Origin of the sequence: Mesomycoplasma conjunctivae (assembly GCF_000026765.1) — a bacterium.
Taxonomy (GTDB): Bacteria; Bacillota_I; Bacilli_A; order Mycoplasmatales; family Metamycoplasmataceae; genus Mesomycoplasma; species Mesomycoplasma conjunctivae.
Window position 1 is genome coordinate 490794 of record NC_012806.1, and the last position, 21009, is coordinate 511802.

A 21009-nucleotide genomic window follows, 5' to 3' on the forward strand; every position below is an offset into this window, starting at 1 on the left:
AAAACTAAAAAATACTAACAAAGGAGATAAATAATGAAAAAAATCTCAAAAACTAAAAAAAGAGCTCTTGCCCTAGTTTTTGTCGGCCTCATGGGCCTCTCTTTTGGAACACTGCTGATCATTCCTTATTTATTAAGGAATTGATCAGCGCTGCAATACAGAGTCATCGATTTATCATCGCAAATTAGCGATGATAAATTAAAAGTTGATTTTAGCTTTAGTGACCAAGATAGTTATAAGCTTGACTATCAACCTCTTGATGTCTATATTTATAGTGATAGCAAACAAAGCAAGCAAATTGGGAAAGCAATTGCTACCTATGATGATTTTCGTCATGGATATACCTTTGTTAGTGATATGCAGCAACTCTCTGCGGGAAACCGTTATTATTTTGCCATCAAACAACAAAGTGAATATGCCTCTCGTTTTGGAGCAAAAAAATATTTTGGCTTTGGTGAGCATGTTAGCAATTTTGTTAATATTCCCGCCGCTGTTAACAACATTAATTTTTCTAAAATTAATGAACATAGTGCTCTCGTGCGTATCAATTTTGCTGATGAGATTAAATCATTAGAGGGCAAAACTGTTGCTCTTGAGTACTACTATTTACCAAAAGATGTTGATGCAAAAACTGTTGATAAAGCTCAACAGCGGGGAATCATTACCTCTTATGTCGATGCTGCCAAAGTTGAAAATGGCCATGCCGATTTTCAACTTAACAATTTAGCATCTGATGTTGCCTATTATGTCGCTGGTGTCAAACTAGTCGAAGCCGACAATGCCTCAGTTGAGTTAGCACCAAAAATTATGCAAGATGTCAAAATGGAGCACGACTATGCTTTTGCGACACAAGCCATTGATTTGACCATTGGTTCAATTTCGAGCACAGATGAGATCAATTTTGGGAAAAAAATTGTTGTCAATTTTAATCCTTTACCACTGCTCTCCAAATTAAATGGGCGTCTTGTTGAGCTCAAATATAAAAATTTGCTCACCAATGAAATTCACTCTGTTGTTACTCATTTAGAAAACAATGTAGCAACTTATAATTTGACAATTAATGGCAAAAATAAAATTGATTTGGGCTCCAGTTATCAAATTATTAGTGCCAATGTTAGTGGTGCAAATATTAATTTTGCTCCAAATGCCCTCAAAGAATTTCATACTCAAAATGGCATTGTTGATCTTGAGTCAAAAATTGGTGCTACTGAAGCACAAATCAATGTTACAATTGCCTCTGTTGACCACGTTTTGGGCTCTGAGGTCAATTTGGCAATCAACCCAGTTTCAGCCAAAGCGCTCAAAGCTAATTTGGTACACCTCAAAGATAATTTATACCAAGCCAGCTTCGACGTCTCTGGACTAGTTAACGATAAAGACTACACCATTGATCGTCTTTATTTGAGCCAATTACCACAAAATTCGATTTTTGCCAACAATATTGGCAATGATTATCGGCAAATTGCTTGATCATTGCCGCTTGATAATCCAAGAGTAGAAAAGCGCAATTTCCACTCTGGAATTAGTGATCTTTCGGCATTTTTAAAAACTATCCCCGCAGTTAGTGCCAATAAAGTCGTCATCAATGCCGGCTTTGATGAGACAAGTGCTTATTTAAATAATAAAGCACTCCGTTTTGTCTACCGTCAAGAAGGCTCTCCCACTAAATTATATAGTGAGGCCGCCATTGCTCTTGGAAACTCAATAAGTGTTGATATTGAGCAATTTAACTTCGGTCAAAAATATATCATTGAAGGCCTCGAGCTTGTTGACCAACCAGACATTTTGGTAAAATTGCTCTATGATCCAACTCCAAGTGGACCTTTTAAACTAAAAGAAAATGAATTTTATACAAAAGCTCGAGTTGATGAGATCAGCTTTAGCGACATCAAAGAAACTAGTGCTAAAGTTAAGCTGCACATTTTAAGCGCTAGTGAGCAATGAGCAAATCAAGTTGACAAGGTGGCCCTTGCTTATGGGAGTGCACCAGGGGTGGTCTCTTTTTCCAAAACTATTGATTTTAATGGAAATTCATTACAAAAAGATGAAAGCGGATTTAGTTTAGAATTTGAGCTTGACAAGCTTGATCGGCGTACTGATTACTACATTGGTGATTTAATTTTTGGTAAATTAAATCCACTTTTTAGTGGTGACAATATCGTTGCACTCAACAAACATTTTCGCACTACTTTTGCTAATGCAAAGGTTTTAACAAGTGACTTTTTTGCCGTTAGTCAAAATAGTGCCACCGTCGAAATTCGCTTTAATCCCGACACTGATGCTTATTTAGATGGTCAAAAATTTGCTCTTAAAATTAAGAAAAATGATGGTCAGGAACTAGAGCTTGGCGAAGCGACTGTCGAGCACTCTAGTCTACGAGTGAATTTGGGCAACCTCGATCCAGGAAGCAAGTACGAAGTTGTTGGTCTTGTTTATAAAGAACCGGGAGCAGGTGTTACTACTTCAGAAGAAGACAAAGCTGAATTTGCAAAAATTAAATTTAATTTAGATGATATTCAAAATAAAAGCGATGTTTTCTACACCGAACCAAGTGTGGAGAGTATCAGCCAAGAAGAAAATAAAGAAGAATCTGTTAAAATTAATATTGGCCTTAGCTTAAAAAATCCTAATTATCAAACAAAAGCTAATAATATTAAATTAGTTTTCCGTAATAAAGAAACTGGTCTTGTTCAAGAAGCAAACGGAACTTTTGATCAAACTAAAAACCAGGTAAGCTTTAATATTACAGGGTTAGAAAAATTATCTCACTATCACATTGAAGCGCTGACCATTGATCAACAAAATATTCCTTTTAATGCAAATATTCAAGACAGCTCTAAAGACTTTTCAACAGTTGCAACTACTGCAACGGTGATAAAAGTCGAACAAACCAGCAAGACTACAAGCAGCATCGGGGCAACAATTGCTTTTGATCCAACAAAAGATGCTTATTTAATTGGTGATAAAATTAAGGTGACCCTTTCACCTGAGAACAATCCTAGCGCAGAATCGCTCACCGCTGAGGCGACCGTTGATGATGAGCTCACCGCTGATTTTGTTTTTGATAGCAAAGCAATTGCTGGTCAAAAGTATAAAATTACTAAAATTGAAGCTCTAACCACTACCGATGAGAAAAAGCAAAAAGGTCTTGTTATTCCGCCAAAAGATGTTGGATTTAACTACAGTCCAAAAATTACTGACGCTGATAATACAAAAGAGTTTTTTACCAAAGGTGAAGTTGAAAAAATTGAGTATTCTAATGTTGCCCAAAACTCTATTACAGTAAAAGCCACCTTTAAAGATGATGAAGATTACTTTACTAGAGATGGCCAAAATGGCACTAAAACTGCAACACTTACTTATAAAAATACACGTAATAATGGAATTTTTACCAGCACTGCAGTTGTTACTAACAAATCTGCAACATTTAGCTTATCTAATTTAGATAAATATACTGACTTTGAAATTCAAAGTATCGATATTTATAACAATCAAGATCCTGCTGTCCAGTTTTCAGAAGTTGCAAATAATCAAAAACAATTTAACACCACAGTTGAAGATATCCAAGTTGCCGATATTACTTATTCAAATGTTACAAAAAACTCAGTTGATGTCAAAATTAGCTTTGATACTTTCAAAGATTTTTATCTAGACGGTAAAAGTGTTACAATTAATGTTCAAAAAGAAAATAATGCTGGTCAAAGCAATTCCGTCATCGAAAACACCACAAATATTAAGAAAGTTGATGGTAAATTTGAAGCTAAGTTTAATTTACAAAGACTTGATGAAGGGACTAATTTTAAAATTAGTGGTATTTCCCTTGTTAACTTGTCTGCCAAAACTTTAAAGGCAACTCATCAAAATCAAGCCAATTTAATGCCAGATTTTGAGGTAGTTAATCATTATCCAACTACTCCCGGTTATACTAGTCCTGAAACCAATTTCCAAGATATTAGTAATAATCAAGAAAGCATTAAGTTTTCCACTGATGGTGTAGTCCAATCTATTACCACTGAAGGCTTAATGCAAAATTCTACTAGCATAAAAGTTAGATTCCAAAATGAAAACACCACCAATGAAGATATCAAATTTAATGGTAAGATGGCTACCATTGTTTATACTAATCAAGACACTGGCCAAATTTATCAAGCAACAGCAACAATTAGTAACAATGAAGCAACATTTAATCTTACTAATTTAGTTAAATTACAAAAATATGTTTTTGAATCCATTACTATCAACAGAAAAGTGGGTATTCACCGCCTTGATCTCCAAAAAAACTTTGATGAGAATCAAAAAAACTTTGTTACTCCGATAAATACTGTCGAAGTTATCAATATTGCAAAACAAGCCACTGGTCAAGATGGTGCTAAAGTTACCATTAGTTTTAACAACAGTTTTGATGGAATTTTAAACAACAAATTTAAAGCTAAGCTAAAATATAAAAAGGCGCCAGGTGGGACACCAAATGGAGTTGAACAAACTTCTGGCGAAGTTGAGATCAAAAATTTCAAAGCAATTTTTGATTTAGCTAGCCTTGAGCAATCACAAACTTATCAAATTACTGGTGTCGAGCTTGTTGATAAAGGCGATGCAAATGGACTACAGTTATCTAAGTCAAAAAATACTGCTGGAGGCATTCAAGCTAATCCAATCGCTGTTAATTTTGAGTCTACCATTAACACAAATGCTAATAAACAAAAAGACTTTTATACACCTTCATTAATTTCTGCTATTAATAAAGGAACTCAAAGTGATAATGCAAGCAATAATATGGTAATCACCGTTGCCGATCCGCAAGGTGCTTATAAGAATATCACTACTGCTACTTTAATATTAGAAAATAAACGAACTGGGCAACTATTAAATATTAATAAGACTGCTGAGAATTTAGGCTCAGACAATCGCACTTTTACTTTTAGTGCGACAGATCTTGAAAAATTTGATGAATACCAAATTAGTGATTTACTAATTGATGGCAAAAGTGTTGGTTTTCAAAGAAAATTAACTGAAAATGACAAAAAATTCCGCACTACTGCAAACAGTGTTTCAGTGAGCTCTTTCCAACAAATTGACAAAGAAAGAAATCAAGCAATTATTCGCTTTAATTTTGATGTGCAAAAAGATTGATTTTTACCTAAAAATAAAGTAAGACTCACTTTTGAAAACAATGAAGTTAACACCGTTGGTAAATCAAAAAATAAAAGAGCTGTTAGTCAAAATTATGAAGCTGTTATCGCCGAAGATGGAAGTTTGGAATTCACCATTGATAAAGAGGAAAACTCTACTGCGCTTGATCTTGGAAACAAATTCGATGTTAGCAGATTAGACTTTATTGAAGAGCAAAATGGTCTTGGAAAAATTACTTATCCAAAGCAGACTCTTAATCCAAACATTTCATTAAATAATATAAATGGTAATAAAACCTTTAAAACTAAAGGATTTATTACTCAAATTACAAAAGAGAATTTAGCTTCTCAAACAGCTCAATTTCAACTTAAAATTGAAAATGCTGACTTAATTGGTCAAGTTGTTACTCTTTACTACACCGATTTGGAATCAGGGATTCAACAGCAACAAGTTTCTACTGGTTTGCCAACTGCCGATTCAGGTCAAACCGCCTTTCAAATTTCAGCTCTAAAAGATCTCAACCGTTATTTCTTAGATCATATTGTTATTAATAATGGCGCTGCTGCCACTGGTGACAACCTCTTAGAATTTGATCAAAGTGTGCAAAATACTGATCGTGTCTTTTATACTACTCCAAATACCATTGATATCGATTCTATCGAAACCAAATATGATGCGACCAGCAAAACCGCTGTTGCAAGGGTTAAATTTGCCGATCAAGCTAGCCAATTTTTAGTTGGTAAAAAAGTAAAAATTAGCTATCAAGCAAAATTGAACGGTCAAGATTATGGTACACTTTTAACATCTGAGATTGATGGTGCAAATGCTGCATCTGTGATTAAAAATGATGCCAGTGCAAGCTTTAAATTAAACGGCGCTACTGCCCCAGTTAACATCAACAATTTCAACATTAGTGACACTACCAACTATGATGCAGAGACCAATACCTATTCTCAAGATCCAAGTGGCACTCGCGCGCTTAATTTGACAAATACTGCCTCTAGCTTAATTGATGGAATTAGCTACGAAATAAAAGATGTACAACTTCTTGATACAAATCAAAATAATATGGTAGAATTAAACAACGCTGCCATTTCAACTCACTTTGCAGCTATTAAAAATCAGGGTGATAAAACTTTTTCCACCTTGCCAATTTCAGCAATTGCTTATGAGGTCAAAACCCAGGAGCAGCTTGATAAAGTCAGTGCGAAAATCTTTGTTTATTATTTATCTAATGAGAATTTAAGCAATAAAGCTGACAAATTTGAAATTGCACTTTCTAACTTGACAACCAAAAGCTTTACTAGTGCAAAAGCAAGCCACGTTGAGCAAGTGGGGACTGCACAAGTTGGTCAAGGAGCAACTAATTTCTGAAAAGTTAGCTATGAGGTTGACTCTTTAGAAAAAGCTTCACTATACAACATTGACTATAGTGCTTATAACAATGACAATATTGACATCTCCCGTTATGTCGATGGTAGATTGACTAATCCAGCACCAACTGATGCACTAAAAACCCATTTTAGTACCCCCGGAAGACAAACTAAAATCGTTGATGTTAGTTATAATAATGTCACTGATGATAACAGCGCTAGTGTAACTGTGCGCTTTGACGACCCTGATGCTTTTCTCACAAGAAATGCTCTCCAAGTTAAGCTAAAATACAGCACTGTCGATGGTTTTGCACTTAATAGAACTGATTTAGAGAGCAAGCCAGTCACTGTGGTCAACAATATTGCCACTTTTAATCTCAAACAATTAGCACCGGCGAGCACTTACAAAATTGACGCCGTTGAAGTCATAGGGGTGCCCGATATTGCCGCTGGCAACAGCACTAATTTAAAAATTAAGCTTGTAGCAGAAAATCAGACTCAAGCAGCTGATTTATCTAGTTTGCAGCCTGTAAGCACCAGAGATAAAATTCAAGAAGACAACCAATACTACTTCCACACTAAAGCACAATTGGTTAGAGCTGAGTTTACCTCAACTATGGGAGCTCAAAATACAGATACCTCAGGCACACTAACGGTTACCTTTAGTGACAAAGGAAGTCATCCAAAAGCAACTAGTGGTTTTGTCGAATTTATAAAAGTGGATCCTTTAGGTAGAAGGCAAAATCCAGTAGTGGCAACTTCGACAGCTATTTATGATGTTGCTAAAAAACAAATCAGTTTTTCACTATCTAATTTAGAAAAGTTGACTACCTATCAGGTATTGCGGGCAAGCATCGGTGGAGTTGACTACAGTAGATCTTTTGCCAATAGTGATCGATTATTTTTTAGCACAACAGCTGCTAATGCGCAAGTGCTCAATATTGAACATATTGAATTGCAAACAACTCAAGAGAGCAATAAGCCAAACAGTGTTAGTGGAAAAATTAAGTTTGACTTTGGCATCATTGACAACTTTTTAGTCCAAAAAGATTTAAAAATTACTCTTATGGACAACACCCCGGATGCTACAGGCGGTCAACCTCCTGCTGCGCCCATTAGCATTATTGCTAGAGTCAACAATGATAATAAAGGACCTTCTGTTCAATTTGACTTAGCTAATGCTTCTCCAGCGCTCAAAGCGGGACACCAATATACAATTAGCAAAGCTGAAATTGTTGGTCAGACGGGAACAACTGTACAATTTGCTACTAATGCTTATAATAATACAAGTGGGCAAGAGTTAATGCCACTAAAGTCCTTCTGAACACCAGGAAATGTTAAAACTATTGCACTCAAAAATGCTGCTCAACCAAGAGAGCTGACCTTCTTGCTGCAAATCACTGGTGATACAGCTGAGCTAAACAATAAAACTGTGGGAATTGAGCTTGAGCAAACCGGTGATAGAGTCTACTATGGAACAACTACAACAGCCAGCAGTGGTGCTGGATCTACTACCAGCAACCAATTGACAGTCGAGATTCCGGCTAATGGTCTCATACCGCTGAGCGGCTATACTGTCAAAAAAATCTATGTTGATGGAAAAGAATTTCCAATTGATTTCAACGCTGTGAAGCAACACTTTACAACTGCGGAACACTTTACTATTCAAAAAGTCGAATTTGATGAAAAAAGCAACACTGAAACTTCTAGCAAAGTTAAATTATTTTTCAATCCCGTTGATGACCACTATTTACAAGGAAGACAAGTTAAGCTCAAATATAAAAACACTCGTGGTCAAGATAAAAGCGAACATCTTCTTGATACTGTTGCTATGGTGCAAGAAAAAGGATCTGGTCAAGATCGCCAACTTTTTGCTGAATTTGACATTCCTGTGGTAAAATCTTATACTGGAGGCAATACTACTACAACTCACTTGTTAAACTCTAATATTTATCAAGTAACAGGGGCAGAAATTGATGGCTGAAATCCTATTCATAATGTAAATGTTGCACCTACTTATGAATTTTCTTCAATTCTTGCACCAACCTCTGCTGATACACTCAAACAATTTAGTACTAAACTTTTAGCACCGACGATTAAATCGGTATCCATTGGTGATACGAGAAATGTCGGCGGTGGTGAGCGAGATTATCGGGCTACCATTCAGGTTGTATTTGATGATCCGCTAGCGCTTGTTAATGAAGCAGATTTAAATAGTATAAAATATCATTTGTATAAACTTGATGACAGCGAGTTGGATGCAACAAGTAATAGTAGCAGTAGTGGAGTTCGATTTGAAAATCCAAGACTGGAGTTTGGTCAAAATAATGCTGCTGAGCGAACTTTAAGTGTTGATATCGTCGGTGATGCTCGTCAGTGAAATGTCAAAAACAATAGGAATGGCGAAAATCAACTTAAATTTGGTATTGAGTTTCCTTATTATACTAATTTTGCAAAAAGTTCGACTGCAAAATCTAGTCTAGAGAAAATGGGTGCCAATAATCAAGAATTGATGTTAGAAGGTAAAAAATACACTCAGGTTACTAGGGTTTCTGGCTTTATTTATGGGGCTAATGACTATGCCATTGAGCTCACCGTTTATGATCCTTTTGATCAGATATCACTTACTAAACAAGATTATGCTACTGCAAAAAATCTATTTGCTCAGAGGTATGCAAAAGGTATATTTGGAGGAGAAGTAGCTAGTGTACAACCAAATGACATAGATAATGATATAGTTAAAAGTGCTGGTTCTTACATAACTAATGAAAAGCGAATTAAAGATATCGGTCAGAATATCAGTAGACGTGGAGATCTTACTACTTTTACTGGTAATAGGAATTATGCTACTCTGGCAGCTACCAAATATGATGTTAAATTTAAGTGAAAAAAATCACTTCTTAACCTAAAAGGTATTGGACAAAAAAGTAATATTCCAGCTCAAAATTATGAGCCAGTTTTTTCTCCAACAACTTTAAGAGGTGATAGAAATACATTAGCTAAACAAATTGCTAGAATTCGACCTTCTGCTTTTGTTACAAATGCTGAAAGCATAGGCAGTGGTGAATACAAATTTAATTTTAAACATGTTGATGATAATGGAAATGGATTTAGTGAAGTAACACCAGAGACTGACTTGTATATTCGCCTTATGGATGTCTCCAAGGTTGACACTAGCAGTGGTCAACTAGTAGATAATTCAAATCCAACTTTATATAAAAAAATCTGATTTAATTTAACAGGTGCTGACGAAAAAGGTAAAAATTTAGCAGCAAAAATTATTCAACTTGATTTTGCAAGCTGAAAAATTAATGATATTCCAATGCTTTTTGCTCAAGATGCTCCAGATGTTTGAAATACTTTCCAAACTATGTATCATTCAGACTCAGTTTGATCAAAATGAGTTAATACTCCTGGAGTTTTACCCGTGTTAGAATCACATAGAAGAAATAATTTAGTTCAAACTCCAATTAAAAATACTGATAGATTCAACACTTTTATTGGTCGTGCTGCTACTTATCCACCAGTTGATACTGATGATGAATGAAGAAATAAAATAGGAGCATCTCCTTTAATAAATGAGCCACAATTTGGGATTCAAAATAGTGTTTATAATTCTGAAACTGGTGATTTTAAAGTTTATTTCTATTATGATTCTAACAAAAGACTGCGTTCAATTGTGCCAACTGTTGGCTATGCAATTTTTGTCAACGAAGCAGGTCACACTTACTTTATTCCAAAAGCAAGCGGTGATGGAATAAATTTAGATAGCGATTTTAACTACACTGATAAATCAGTAACATTTAACTTAAAATCGGCAGCTATTCCAAGTGATCAGCGACCAAAGTTGGGTGAGCGTCTCTATTTTGCTGGAATTGGAATTACACCATATTTTGATACAAAACTAGATGATCCACAAAACCAAATATGATCATTTGATCCTGCTACCTATCAAGCTTGAATTAATCCAGGAGCTATTGTTCCAACAAACCTTCTTCTCAACTATCTATATCTGATTCCATTTTTAAAAAGATCAACAGCTGTTAATATTATTAAATATACTTAATTGAAAAATGCAACTGATGTTGCATTTTTTATTATTTCATTGAATATTATTTTAAATAATACTTTAGAGAAAATTTAGTTATAAATTTTATTTTTAACATTAAGATTTTGACTACAAAAAACAAAATTAATTATTAAAATATTTCCCTTATTTTGAAATTAAGAAAATCTCCAATATAAGAAAAAAATATTTTTTTGTATCATTTTTTTAAAATACTAGTATAATATAATGTATATTTAAAGAGAAAGGAATCAACATATGAAAACAATATTAGTTGCCAAACAAGCGTATAATATTCAAAAATCATCTTTTAATAATATGGTTTTATTTTTTGTTGATTTCTTTTTTAACATTAAAAATAACGCTATTGTCGATATCAATGCTTTATCATTAATTTGAACTAAGAAAATGTATCACTTGATATCATAACTTGCTAAAATTTAAAAAATTTATTTTATAATTATTTTTATAAATAAAACAAAATTTTCATAGATTAAGCAAGTTGTACAACTTGCTTTTTTATTTTAAAAAACTAAATAACACAAGGAAAATATATGCTGCAGAGTAATTTTACAAAAAAACAAAAAAACAAATTGCAAAGCTTATATGTTGATCAACCAAATGATCAATCTGGCAAAACGCAAATTGATGATAACAAAATTTATATGGTTGCAAGAAAAAAAAGAATATAAATCTAATTGATTAAAATATGTTGACCTAGATTCTTTTTTAATTCGTTTTCTAATAAAATTTATTAAAATCTTCTTAGAGTTTTTAGTTGTTGCTTGAATTGTTTTAACATTAGTATTCTTTTTGATTGACTCAATCCCTGGTGAGCCACGCTTTCTCGATGGTCTAAGCCCTGCACAAAAAGCAGTTGAGAAAAAAGCGTATGGTTTAGATTTACCAGCAATTGAAAGATATTTTAATTATTTAGGTAAATTTTTACAATTCGACTTTGGTGTCTCTTATAGTTTGAGACCAAGAGTCCCAATCAACAATTTTATTTGAGAAAGATTTTTGACCTCATTTTCAATTGGAATATTTTCAGTTTTCTTAACTATTGCAATTGGTGTCCCTTTAGGAATAGCAGTTGGTAAAAATCCTGGTAAGTTTTTAGATAATTTTGCCACTGTGTGAATCGCTATCTTTTCATCAATTCCCTCACTAGTTTTTGCTTTAACTTTATTAATAATTGGTCAACAAAGCGGTCTCCCTTATATCTTTAATGTTCAAGATTTTGCAACTTTTATCCTTCCTGCACTAGCACTATCTATTGGCTCAGTTATTAGTTATGTTCGTTACATTCGTTTTGAATTAAACAATGAATTAAACTCTATCCATGCCAAATTTGCATATTTAAAAAATTTAACAAGAAATCGTTTTGTTTGAACACATGCACTTAAATCTTCACTTTTCCCAATAGCAACTTTTTTCCCATCAGTGGTTTTAGGTTCATTTATAGGTTCAATTTTTGTTGAAAAAATCTTTTTAATAGCCGGTAGTGGTGGAATAATGGTTGATGCTATTCAATCTAAAGATAATAATATTATTTTATTCCTAGTTATTATTTATTCATTGCTTACTATAGTTTCTTATACATTACGTGATATTAGTTACGAATTATTAGATCCAAGAATTAGAAGGAGAGCAAAATAATGGAACAGAAATTACCTTCAATTAGCAATTACATTGATAAGAATCTTGCGCCAAATGCAGTTTTACAACCGCTAGCTTATCAAATGTGAAAATTGATGAATGCAGAAGCACAAAATTTTGATCGTAGCTTTTTTAAAGAAACATCAAATACCTTTGTAGAATTAGTAAATCGTTTTTCACGTTCATTTTCTGGCGTTTTTGGTGTAGTTATTATTGCATTTTTAATAATTCTAGCACTTATTATTCCTTTTACAACTGGTTCACCAACAGAGCTTCGTCCTTCATTAAAATATGTCAATTATTTTACTCAAGGTTTTATTTTAGGTACAGATAGTCAAGGTCGCGATGTTTGAGCAGTGCTTTGACATGGTCTTCGTTTTTCACTTACTTTAAGTATAATTGTGGCAATTTTAGATGTTACCCTTGGTACTTTTTTTGGAGTTTTAATGGGTCATTTTGATCTCTTTGACAAAATTTTTACTTTTATAATTAAAATTATTTCTAATATTCCAACATTACTAGTGCTTATTTTAATGACTTTAGTATTACGACCAAGTTTTTGAGTATTAGTTCTCTCATTTATTCTTACAGGTTGAATTGGACTTGCTAACCAAGTGCGAGCGCAAATTAAAAGAGCAAAAAACTTTACTTGAGTAGTAGCTTCGCGAGTTTTAGGTACTCCTGCTTATAAAATTTTATTTAACTTTGTTCCTTTAATTATTCCATTATTAATTACTAATATTGTCTTTGTTATTCCAGGAACAATCTTAGGAGAAACTGGACTTGCCTTTATTGGACTTTCGCTACCTAATGTTCCAACTTTAGGTAACTCAATTAACTCAGGAATTCCAGTCGTTACTTTATATCCAAGATATGTTCTAATTCCTGCCTTTTTCCTAGTTTTACTAACATCTTCAATTCAAATGATCGGTAATGCACTACAAGATGCTCTAAGGAGACAAAGATAATGGAATACCAAAAAATTGATTGCAAAAATTTTGAAAATTCAAAATTGTGTTTAAATTTAAACAAAAACATTGATAAATTTGAAAAAGAAGTTGCTATTTTAAAAGCTAAAAACTATTCAGAAGATGATTATCAAAAACATTTTAAAAAACTAAAAGAAAAATTTATTGCTCAAGAACTCTATATTAAACAAGGTTTTTTACAACACAAATCATTTAAATTATCTGATATTAAAAAACGAATTTTTGCATATTTTCATACAAGTTTTAATAGAAAAAATTTCAATTTTGATGAATTTGCTAAAAATGTTACATACAAACAAGTTGGAGATGAAAATTTAAAAGTTGTTGCCCAAATCAATAATTTACGTCTTTCATTTGTCAATCCTGCTAATCCTAATATTTCCAATGTTGTCATTCGTGATGCCTCAATTGATTTTTATGAAGGTAAAATTCATGCCATCATTGGTGAGTCAGGTTCAGGAAAATCAGTTATTACTTCTGCTCTTTATGGATTAACTGGTGAAAATGCAGTTATTGAATCTGGAGAAATTAAATTATTTAACAACGAAGTTCAAAATTTTACTTTCCGTGACTGAGAACTCTCTAATTATCGAGGAAAAATCATCTCTGCTGTTTTTCAAAACCCAATGTCAACTCTTAACCCAACTAAAAAAATTGGAAAACAAATTATTGAGGGAATGCTTTTAAATAAAATTGTTGCCAACAAAAAACAAGCTTATGAAAAAGCCCTTAACTACCTAAGATTGACTAAAATTAATAATCCAGAAATGGTCATGAAACTCTATCCACATGAGCTCTCAGGAGGAATGATTCAACGGGTTGTTATTTCGGCAATTTTATCACTTGAGCCCAAAATTATTGTTATGGATGAGCCAACAACTGCGCTTGATACTACTGTCCAAGCTTTGGTTTTAGATATTATTCGTGATTTACAAAAACGTCTAAAAATTACTATTATTTTTATTACTCACGACTTAGGAGTTGTTGCCTCACTTGCTGACTACATTACAATTATGTATGCTGGACAAGTTGTTGAAGAAGGTAGTCGTCAAGAAATTCTTAACTACCCACAACACCCTTATACTTGAGGTCTAATCAGCTCAATGCCTGATGTCAACAAAGGTGAGCGTTTATTATCAATTCGTGGTGTTGTTCCTTCCAATTTAAATGACATTGTTGGTGATGCCTTTGCAGTAAGAAATGATTGAGCACTTGAACAAGATTTTTATTTAGAACCCAAATTTTATAACATCTCTGATACCCATCGTGTCAAATCAGCACTTTTAGATGAGAGAGCACCAAAAGTAGTACCACCCAAAGTTATTTTAGAAAAACATAAAAAATGATTGGCAGAAAATCAATAGAGGTTACTATGAAAAAATATTTTTATCAAGAAAAGAAAACTTTATTTGGTAATTCATCCTACCGCTTGCTAACTCCAGGAACACTTGAGATGTTGAACTCTGATGGACGTGAGCCACTTGTTAGTTTTCAAAATGTCGATGTCACTTATGGCAGCGGAGCTAAGAAAAATAAAGTTATTCATGATTTATCTTTTAATATCTACGATGGTGAAGTGCTCTCTTTTGTTGGTGAGTCAGGATCAGGAAAGTCAACTACCGGAAGCGCCCTTGCCGGACTTGTCTCTCATAGTCATGGACAAATCAAAATTGGTGATTTAGTCTTACCACAAAACAAAAACAAAATTAAAGGTAAATTGCTCCAAAAATTAGTTGGTAGCGTGCAAATGATTTTTCAAGATCCTTTATCTTCGCTTAATCCCTTTAAAAATATCTTTGCAGTTGTCTCAGAAGGAATTGACAACTTAGAAGCACAACAAAAAGGTGTAATCAAAAAAATTTTTTTCGACAACTATAATGAGACTAGTTTTTACAATATTGTCAGCATGCTCAAGAAAAATCAGCAAATTAATGATGAACAATATCAAAGTTTAAAAAGTTTTTATCAACAAATTTATGAACAAAACCACAGTAGTGTTAGCCACTTTTTATATGATCACATTTATTCTTATTTAAACTCAATGGGAATTCAATATCCACCGATATTTTTTTATTTACAACAAAGAGTTGATGAGCTTAAGAAATTTGAAAATGCTACTACTAATCAACTAAAATATCAGTTGGTACTCGAACTTTTAGCCTCTGTTGGTCTTGATAGTAGTATTCTAAAAAGATTTCCTCTTGAATTCTCCGGTGGTCAACAACAAAGAATTGGAATCTCGCGTGCTTTAATTTTAAAACCAAAAATTTTAATTGCTGATGAGCCAATTTCAGCTCTTGATGTCTCTATTCAAGCACAAATTATCAATATTTTCAAAGATTTAAAAGAAAAATATAACTTAACTATTTTATTTATTTCCCATGACTTGCGAATGGTTGAATACATCTCAGATCGCATTGCTGTTATCAATCGTGGACGACTATTAGAAATTGGACCTACTAAAGAAATTATTAATAATTTTGTCCACCCTTATACTAAAAGTTTAATTGAGGCAATTCCTACTATTGAGTCACAAGGAGGCTCACTTTTAGGTTATGTTTATAATCCAGCAATGCACAATTATGATGAAAATAACCAACCAGAGTGACTTAATTTAGGGAATAACCACTTTGTTTTAGCAACAAAAGAAGAACTACGCAGATGAAAATCAGGAGATTATTCTTATGAAAATAAACAAACCAATTAATAAATTTATTATTGCGACTGCCACCGTTGCTGTTAGCTCCGGTGTAATCATTGGTGGTATTAAACTATATGCTGCAAATAATGAACTAGGTCTTTATTCAATTCAAATTCAAAATCGTGAACAAAATTTTGTCACCAACAAAAACCAAATTGCCCTTGCTGCCTTTTTAACAGCTCAAGGTGAGCAAGTTGCTAATTTTGATTTAAAAGCAATTGATGATAAATCAATTGAAAAACCAATTGTCCTCGCAGCTGAGCAACCTGGAACTACTAGAAGATTTACTAGTGAGCAATTTTTAAACTACTTTGTTGAAAGATTTGATCGTCAAACTCCTACTTTTATAGTACAAATTGGGCAAATGACCTTTGTTAATGAATACTGAGATGCTCTTGATCCACAAGAATTTATTGAATATGCTCGTTGGTTTATCAATAATGTCTCCTGAGGCCCAGATGCCATTAGTTTGCAACGTTTTGCTCTTAAAAGAGGAGTTACTAGATCTGGAAATAATCTTCTTTTAGGTCAACACAATTCACAAAGAAAAGAAGATACAAGAATTGAATTTTTCCCAGATTCTTTTTTTGGTTCATTTCCAATTCATAGTGATATCTCTGGTAAAGGTAACGCACCTGACAATTTAACTTATAAAATTTTTAATACACCTTTGAGCAAAGAGCAATTAGATTTGTATTTAAATACAATTCCACAACAACAAGTTTTAACTAACTGGGATAAAAATCATTCAATTGGAGGAATTCCCGCTACTAATTTGCTCATCAACCAAAAATTTTATAAATATGATTTAAATAAAATTTTGCTTGATACTTTTGCAAATATTGCAGAAAAACAAACAGATGTAGTAGAACAAACAACACAGAGCCAGCAAAATCAAGCAGCTAGCACGCCAAAAACCCAAGATGTTATAAGTCAAGAAATTACAAAAAAGCTTGAAAGTCTAAAAAATAAAAATGATGATTTTATCATCGCTGTTGATGAGAGTTTATCACTAGAAGACATTAAAGTCAAATTTAGTGCCGCCGCTCTTATACTAGCTGATACTCTCAAATTACAACTGCCCAAAGATTTTAGTCTTATTTTTGATGATAGTTTGCTACAACAAAAATATACTTTAAAAGCAATAGAAAAAGATCCAAACTTTCCCTCTGTTGACAGCGAAGGACTCCCACAAGCCAATATTACTTTTAGTTTCCAACTTGATGGTGAAAATCAACAAACAACTTTAGAGACTCAAAATGGGGCTCTCCAAAGACAGCAAGAAGGTGAGCAAACACAAGAGGCAAGCGAAGCAACTACCTATCAAAAAACTTTTTTTATTAATCAAGAAAAAACTGTTAATCTCACAAGCTTATTAGTTGCCGAACTTAATTTGATTATTAAAAAAGAGGTTGACAAAATTGTTAAAAATGGCTTTTATGACCTCTACAACATTAATCAAGGTCTCAACCAAAAAATTGGAATCTATCAAGGTGAAAATCAACAATTTGCCAAATTTTTCCCACTTGATGAACAAAGTGATAGCTTACATGCCCAATATGAGTATCTCTCCAATTTTAATTCCAAATATTACCAAAGTGCAACTATTATAAAAACAGAAAAAGTTTCTCCAACAGTTTTTGAGCTCACTGTTCAATTTGAAGACAAAAGTGAGAAAACTTTCACTTTTAATTTAGATAGCAAAGCTGCTGATTTTGAAGCACAATTAGAAGCTTTTCGCTCTTATAAAATTGCTATTGGTTTTCTCAATCGTAGTGTTCCACGAGTTATTCAAGAAGTTGATACCACAATTGATGGTAAAGCAACCACCCTTTATAATATTTACACCGATGTTTTTGACAATTTAATTGATACTGTTTTAAAAAATAAACCTTTTGTTGCAAGTAAATTAAATGGTAGTTATCTTGATAGCCAAATTGATGCAACTACTGGACTAAAATCTTTTAGTCACAAAAGAGGTGAACACTTTGGCTTTAGTCCTGAGTCACGAATTTCATATATTTCACTTTTAAAAGCAAGCACTCCTGAGTTTAAAACAACAGGAATTAATTACCTAAAATATGTTGGTGCTCACGAATATGGACATCACCATACCCTCCAATATGCTTTTAATGTCTCAGATCCTAAAAATAATATCATTATTAATGCTCTTCCTTCAGTTGGACAGCCAAGTGTTCAATCACTTTATAATATTGATGCCTTACAATTATATCTTGATGCGCGTTCCAGTGGACTTAAAATTGAAAAAGGAACTCCAAAAGGAGAAACTGATCAACAAGGAGTCTTTCCAGTTTTTTCTTATGATAATAACAAAAATAAAAATTCACGTTTTGAAACTACAAGTGATATTTTTGGCTCAAGCGAAAATCGCAATGTTGATAATGTAATTGCTGATCCAACAAGAAGATTTTTACAAACTTTTGATGGTCTAAAACAAGCTGCAAAATTAAGAAATTTAAAATTATATGACTTATTTTTATTAAACTCAATTGATGCTGAGTCTGGAACTATTAACCCAGGTATTGAAGGAAGAGCTAAATTTTTCCGTCATAGTGATAAATTAATTCAGCAAATTGCAAACAGTAGTGGTGCTCAAGAATTACAGACTAGCTCAAATGACAACAAACAAGAGGACAAAAAAGAAACTGATGGTTTTGTTGATGCAAGAGAGATCAAAGAGTTATATAGTGATAGCATCAAAGATGGTCTTGGTAATATAATTGAATTTAATGATCGTGGCGAGCCAATTGTTGCTGAATTTGAAAACAATGGTGATGGTACTTTTAGTGATTTAAAAGTTAAAATTTTCTATCCAAACGGTCAACCAGTAATTGATGTAAAAACCTTTAAAAAAGAAGATAGTTTACAAGAGCTACAAACTAATATTAGTGCTGTACAAAAGCGTTTTCGTGATCAAATTGTTACCAATTTCAATAACAATGGATGAAATACTACCAAAAACTTTACCAACAAATTTGTTTTAAGTACACCAGAATACAAAGATACTTTAGAACAAATTCTTAGCAACCCGATTGTCAAATCAGCATATGTTGGAACATCACTTGATAAAAAATCATCACTAGATATAAATAATTTAGAAGTTAAATTAAATATTGATGAAAAAGCCTATGATGTTTACAAGTTCTTTAGTGAACTAGATAATAAAACTTTTACTCGAAATACTAGTGATACTTTATATACGGTTTTTAACTTTTTCAAAACAAGATTAGCTGCTATCAAAAGTGGTGATATCACTGAAGACAAACTTAAAAAAGCAAAAAATTCTAGACCACAGCGACCAGATATTTTTGCTCAATTTGACATCGATGAAATTAAGCAAATTGTTCAAGCAAAAAGTTTATCTATAGATAAATTATTACCAATTTTAAAACAAAATTCTCAAAGCTTAAATTCTAATTTGAATACAACTTTGTTGAGCCAGTTAACTAATTTTGGATTTCAAAGATCAGATGATTTATTAAAAAAATTAAATTCTATTGGTAGTTTTGAAGATTCACTAATAAGAAAAATGTCTTCTGTATTAGAGTCAATTATTTTTTATAAAACAAGACAATTAAATAGTATTTTAGATATTTTTAAATATGCAATCGAACAACAATTGTCTACACAGCGAACTCGGATACCAACTGGACAAAGACAAGATCTTGCAAGAATTAGACGGGTTATTAGTATTGGAATTAACCTCTTAAAAGAAAGATTTAGAACAAAACTTTTTCAATCTTTATCACAAAATGCTAACTCAATTTTTCAATTTGCTGCCAAAGATAGTCAACAAAAATATAGTTCTGACAAGATTTTTTCCTTTGTTGGCTCTGATTTAAATGATTATCTACGGAGATTTGACCTAAAAATTGATTTAACTAAACAAAGCTTAACTTCTAGTCAAGCACAAACTCAAGAAATTTATTTAGCGCGAAGTGCGGTCTTTTTTGGTTCACAACCTTATGGAAAATTGATTCAAGGTAATAGCGCTTCTTATTACCAAAATCCAAAATATGACTATTTTGCACAAGTTAATAGTCGTTTTTCTTCAACAGTTGATCAAAGTGAGTTTAAAGAAAATGTTCCATTTTCTTCTTTAAACAGAATCGCTCCACTTGCTAATTTATTAAAATTGAATCAAATAGTTGCCGAGATCACTCCATCTAAAAACCCAACTCCTCCAGCTCCTAAAACTGCAACTAAACAAGAAGAAAAAAAAACTACAAGGATATTTTGGTTTAGCATATGAGTTTTTATTCAAAACAAATACTAGTGATCCAAATAAATTAGATACTTCAAAAATTTATTTAGATTCTTGAGATAAGGAAATTTTTGGTTTTGATAAAACTAAAAATTACTTTATTAAGGGTTCGAATAAACAAGATACCTATTTTGAAGATATCAACAAATTTATTGAATTTATTTCAATTGATCCTTTTAAATTTAAAGTTGAATCAAAAGATGGAGAATTTTTAAGAAATTGAAATATTGATTATGCATTAACTAAATTTGATTTATATCAATACAGTTTGGATAATCTTAGTTTTGCTAAAAAGTCAAGTGGTAGTCAAAATAATCAAACAATTTCTAAAAAAGATGAGCTAATTGCAGCTTTAGTTAAAAACTTTGAAGCAACAGAGCAAGAAATTGAGGCTCAAGTACAAACTTTTGCTAATAAATTATTAAACGGTTTTGAAGAGTCTACTCTTAACTTACTAATAAAAAACCAAGTTATAAATAATAAAAATATTGATCCACTATTTTTATCATCAGTTGGTTTTTCAGGATTTAAAAACTTTGCACTTAATAACAATTTATCAGCTAAACCCTCTACTAAATATGAACAACTTAGCACTCTTGAGCGGCTCAACATTCCTTTTATAAGATATGGAAGTCTACTTCAAAATAATGCACTAGTTTTAGATAATGAAGATTTTGTAAATGATGATCTTGAAAATTCTAGCAAATCACAAATATTTAAATATGTTCAAGATTTTCTTAAACAACAAAATATTAAATATGGTGAGATAGATTTATTACAATTACAATACATTATTGGAACTAAGA

Annotated in this window: 8 protein-coding genes; all 8 read left to right on the plus strand. The window is 32.4% G+C overall.

The features are described from left to right. Positions 1-33 precede the first annotated feature (33 nt). Positions 34-10569, plus strand: a complete 10536-nt coding sequence (locus MCJ_RS02060) for a hypothetical protein (protein WP_012751635.1) — start codon at positions 34-36, stop codon at positions 10567-10569. A gap of 258 nt (positions 10570-10827) precedes the next feature. Continuing rightward, positions 10828-10998, plus strand: a complete 171-nt coding sequence (locus MCJ_RS03685) for a hypothetical protein (RefSeq protein ID WP_012751636.1) — start codon at positions 10828-10830, stop codon at positions 10996-10998. Positions 10999-11123: 125 nt separating this feature from the next. Beyond that, a complete protein-coding gene (locus tag MCJ_RS03800; RefSeq protein ID WP_012751637.1) occupies positions 11124-11261 on the plus strand; it encodes a hypothetical protein in 138 nt (45 codons plus the stop codon). Then, a complete protein-coding gene (locus MCJ_RS02065; RefSeq protein ID WP_083771821.1) occupies positions 11218-12228 on the plus strand; it encodes an ABC transporter permease in 1011 nt (336 codons plus the stop codon). The genes MCJ_RS03800 and MCJ_RS02065 overlap by 44 nt, the downstream gene beginning before the upstream one ends. Then, positions 12228-13196 (plus strand): ABC transporter permease, encoded by a 969-nt coding sequence (locus MCJ_RS02070; RefSeq protein WP_012751639.1) that lies wholly within the window; start codon positions 12228-12230, stop codon positions 13194-13196. The genes MCJ_RS02065 and MCJ_RS02070 overlap by 1 nt, the downstream gene beginning before the upstream one ends. Further along, on the plus strand, positions 13196-14581 hold the full coding sequence (locus MCJ_RS02075; RefSeq protein ID WP_012751640.1) for an ABC transporter ATP-binding protein: 1386 nt from the start codon (positions 13196-13198) through the stop codon (positions 14579-14581). The genes MCJ_RS02070 and MCJ_RS02075 overlap by 1 nt, the downstream gene beginning before the upstream one ends. Positions 14582-14589: 8 nt before the next feature. Continuing rightward, on the plus strand, positions 14590-15924 hold the full coding sequence (locus MCJ_RS02080) for an ABC transporter ATP-binding protein (RefSeq protein WP_012751641.1): 1335 nt from the start codon (positions 14590-14592) through the stop codon (positions 15922-15924). Then, positions 15902-20215 carry a PDxFFG protein gene (locus MCJ_RS02085; RefSeq protein WP_012751642.1) on the plus strand — a complete coding sequence of 1438 codons (4314 nt, stop codon included), beginning with the start codon at positions 15902-15904 and terminating at the stop codon, positions 20213-20215. The genes MCJ_RS02080 and MCJ_RS02085 overlap by 23 nt, the downstream gene beginning before the upstream one ends. The last annotated feature ends 794 nt before the right edge of the window (positions 20216-21009 follow it).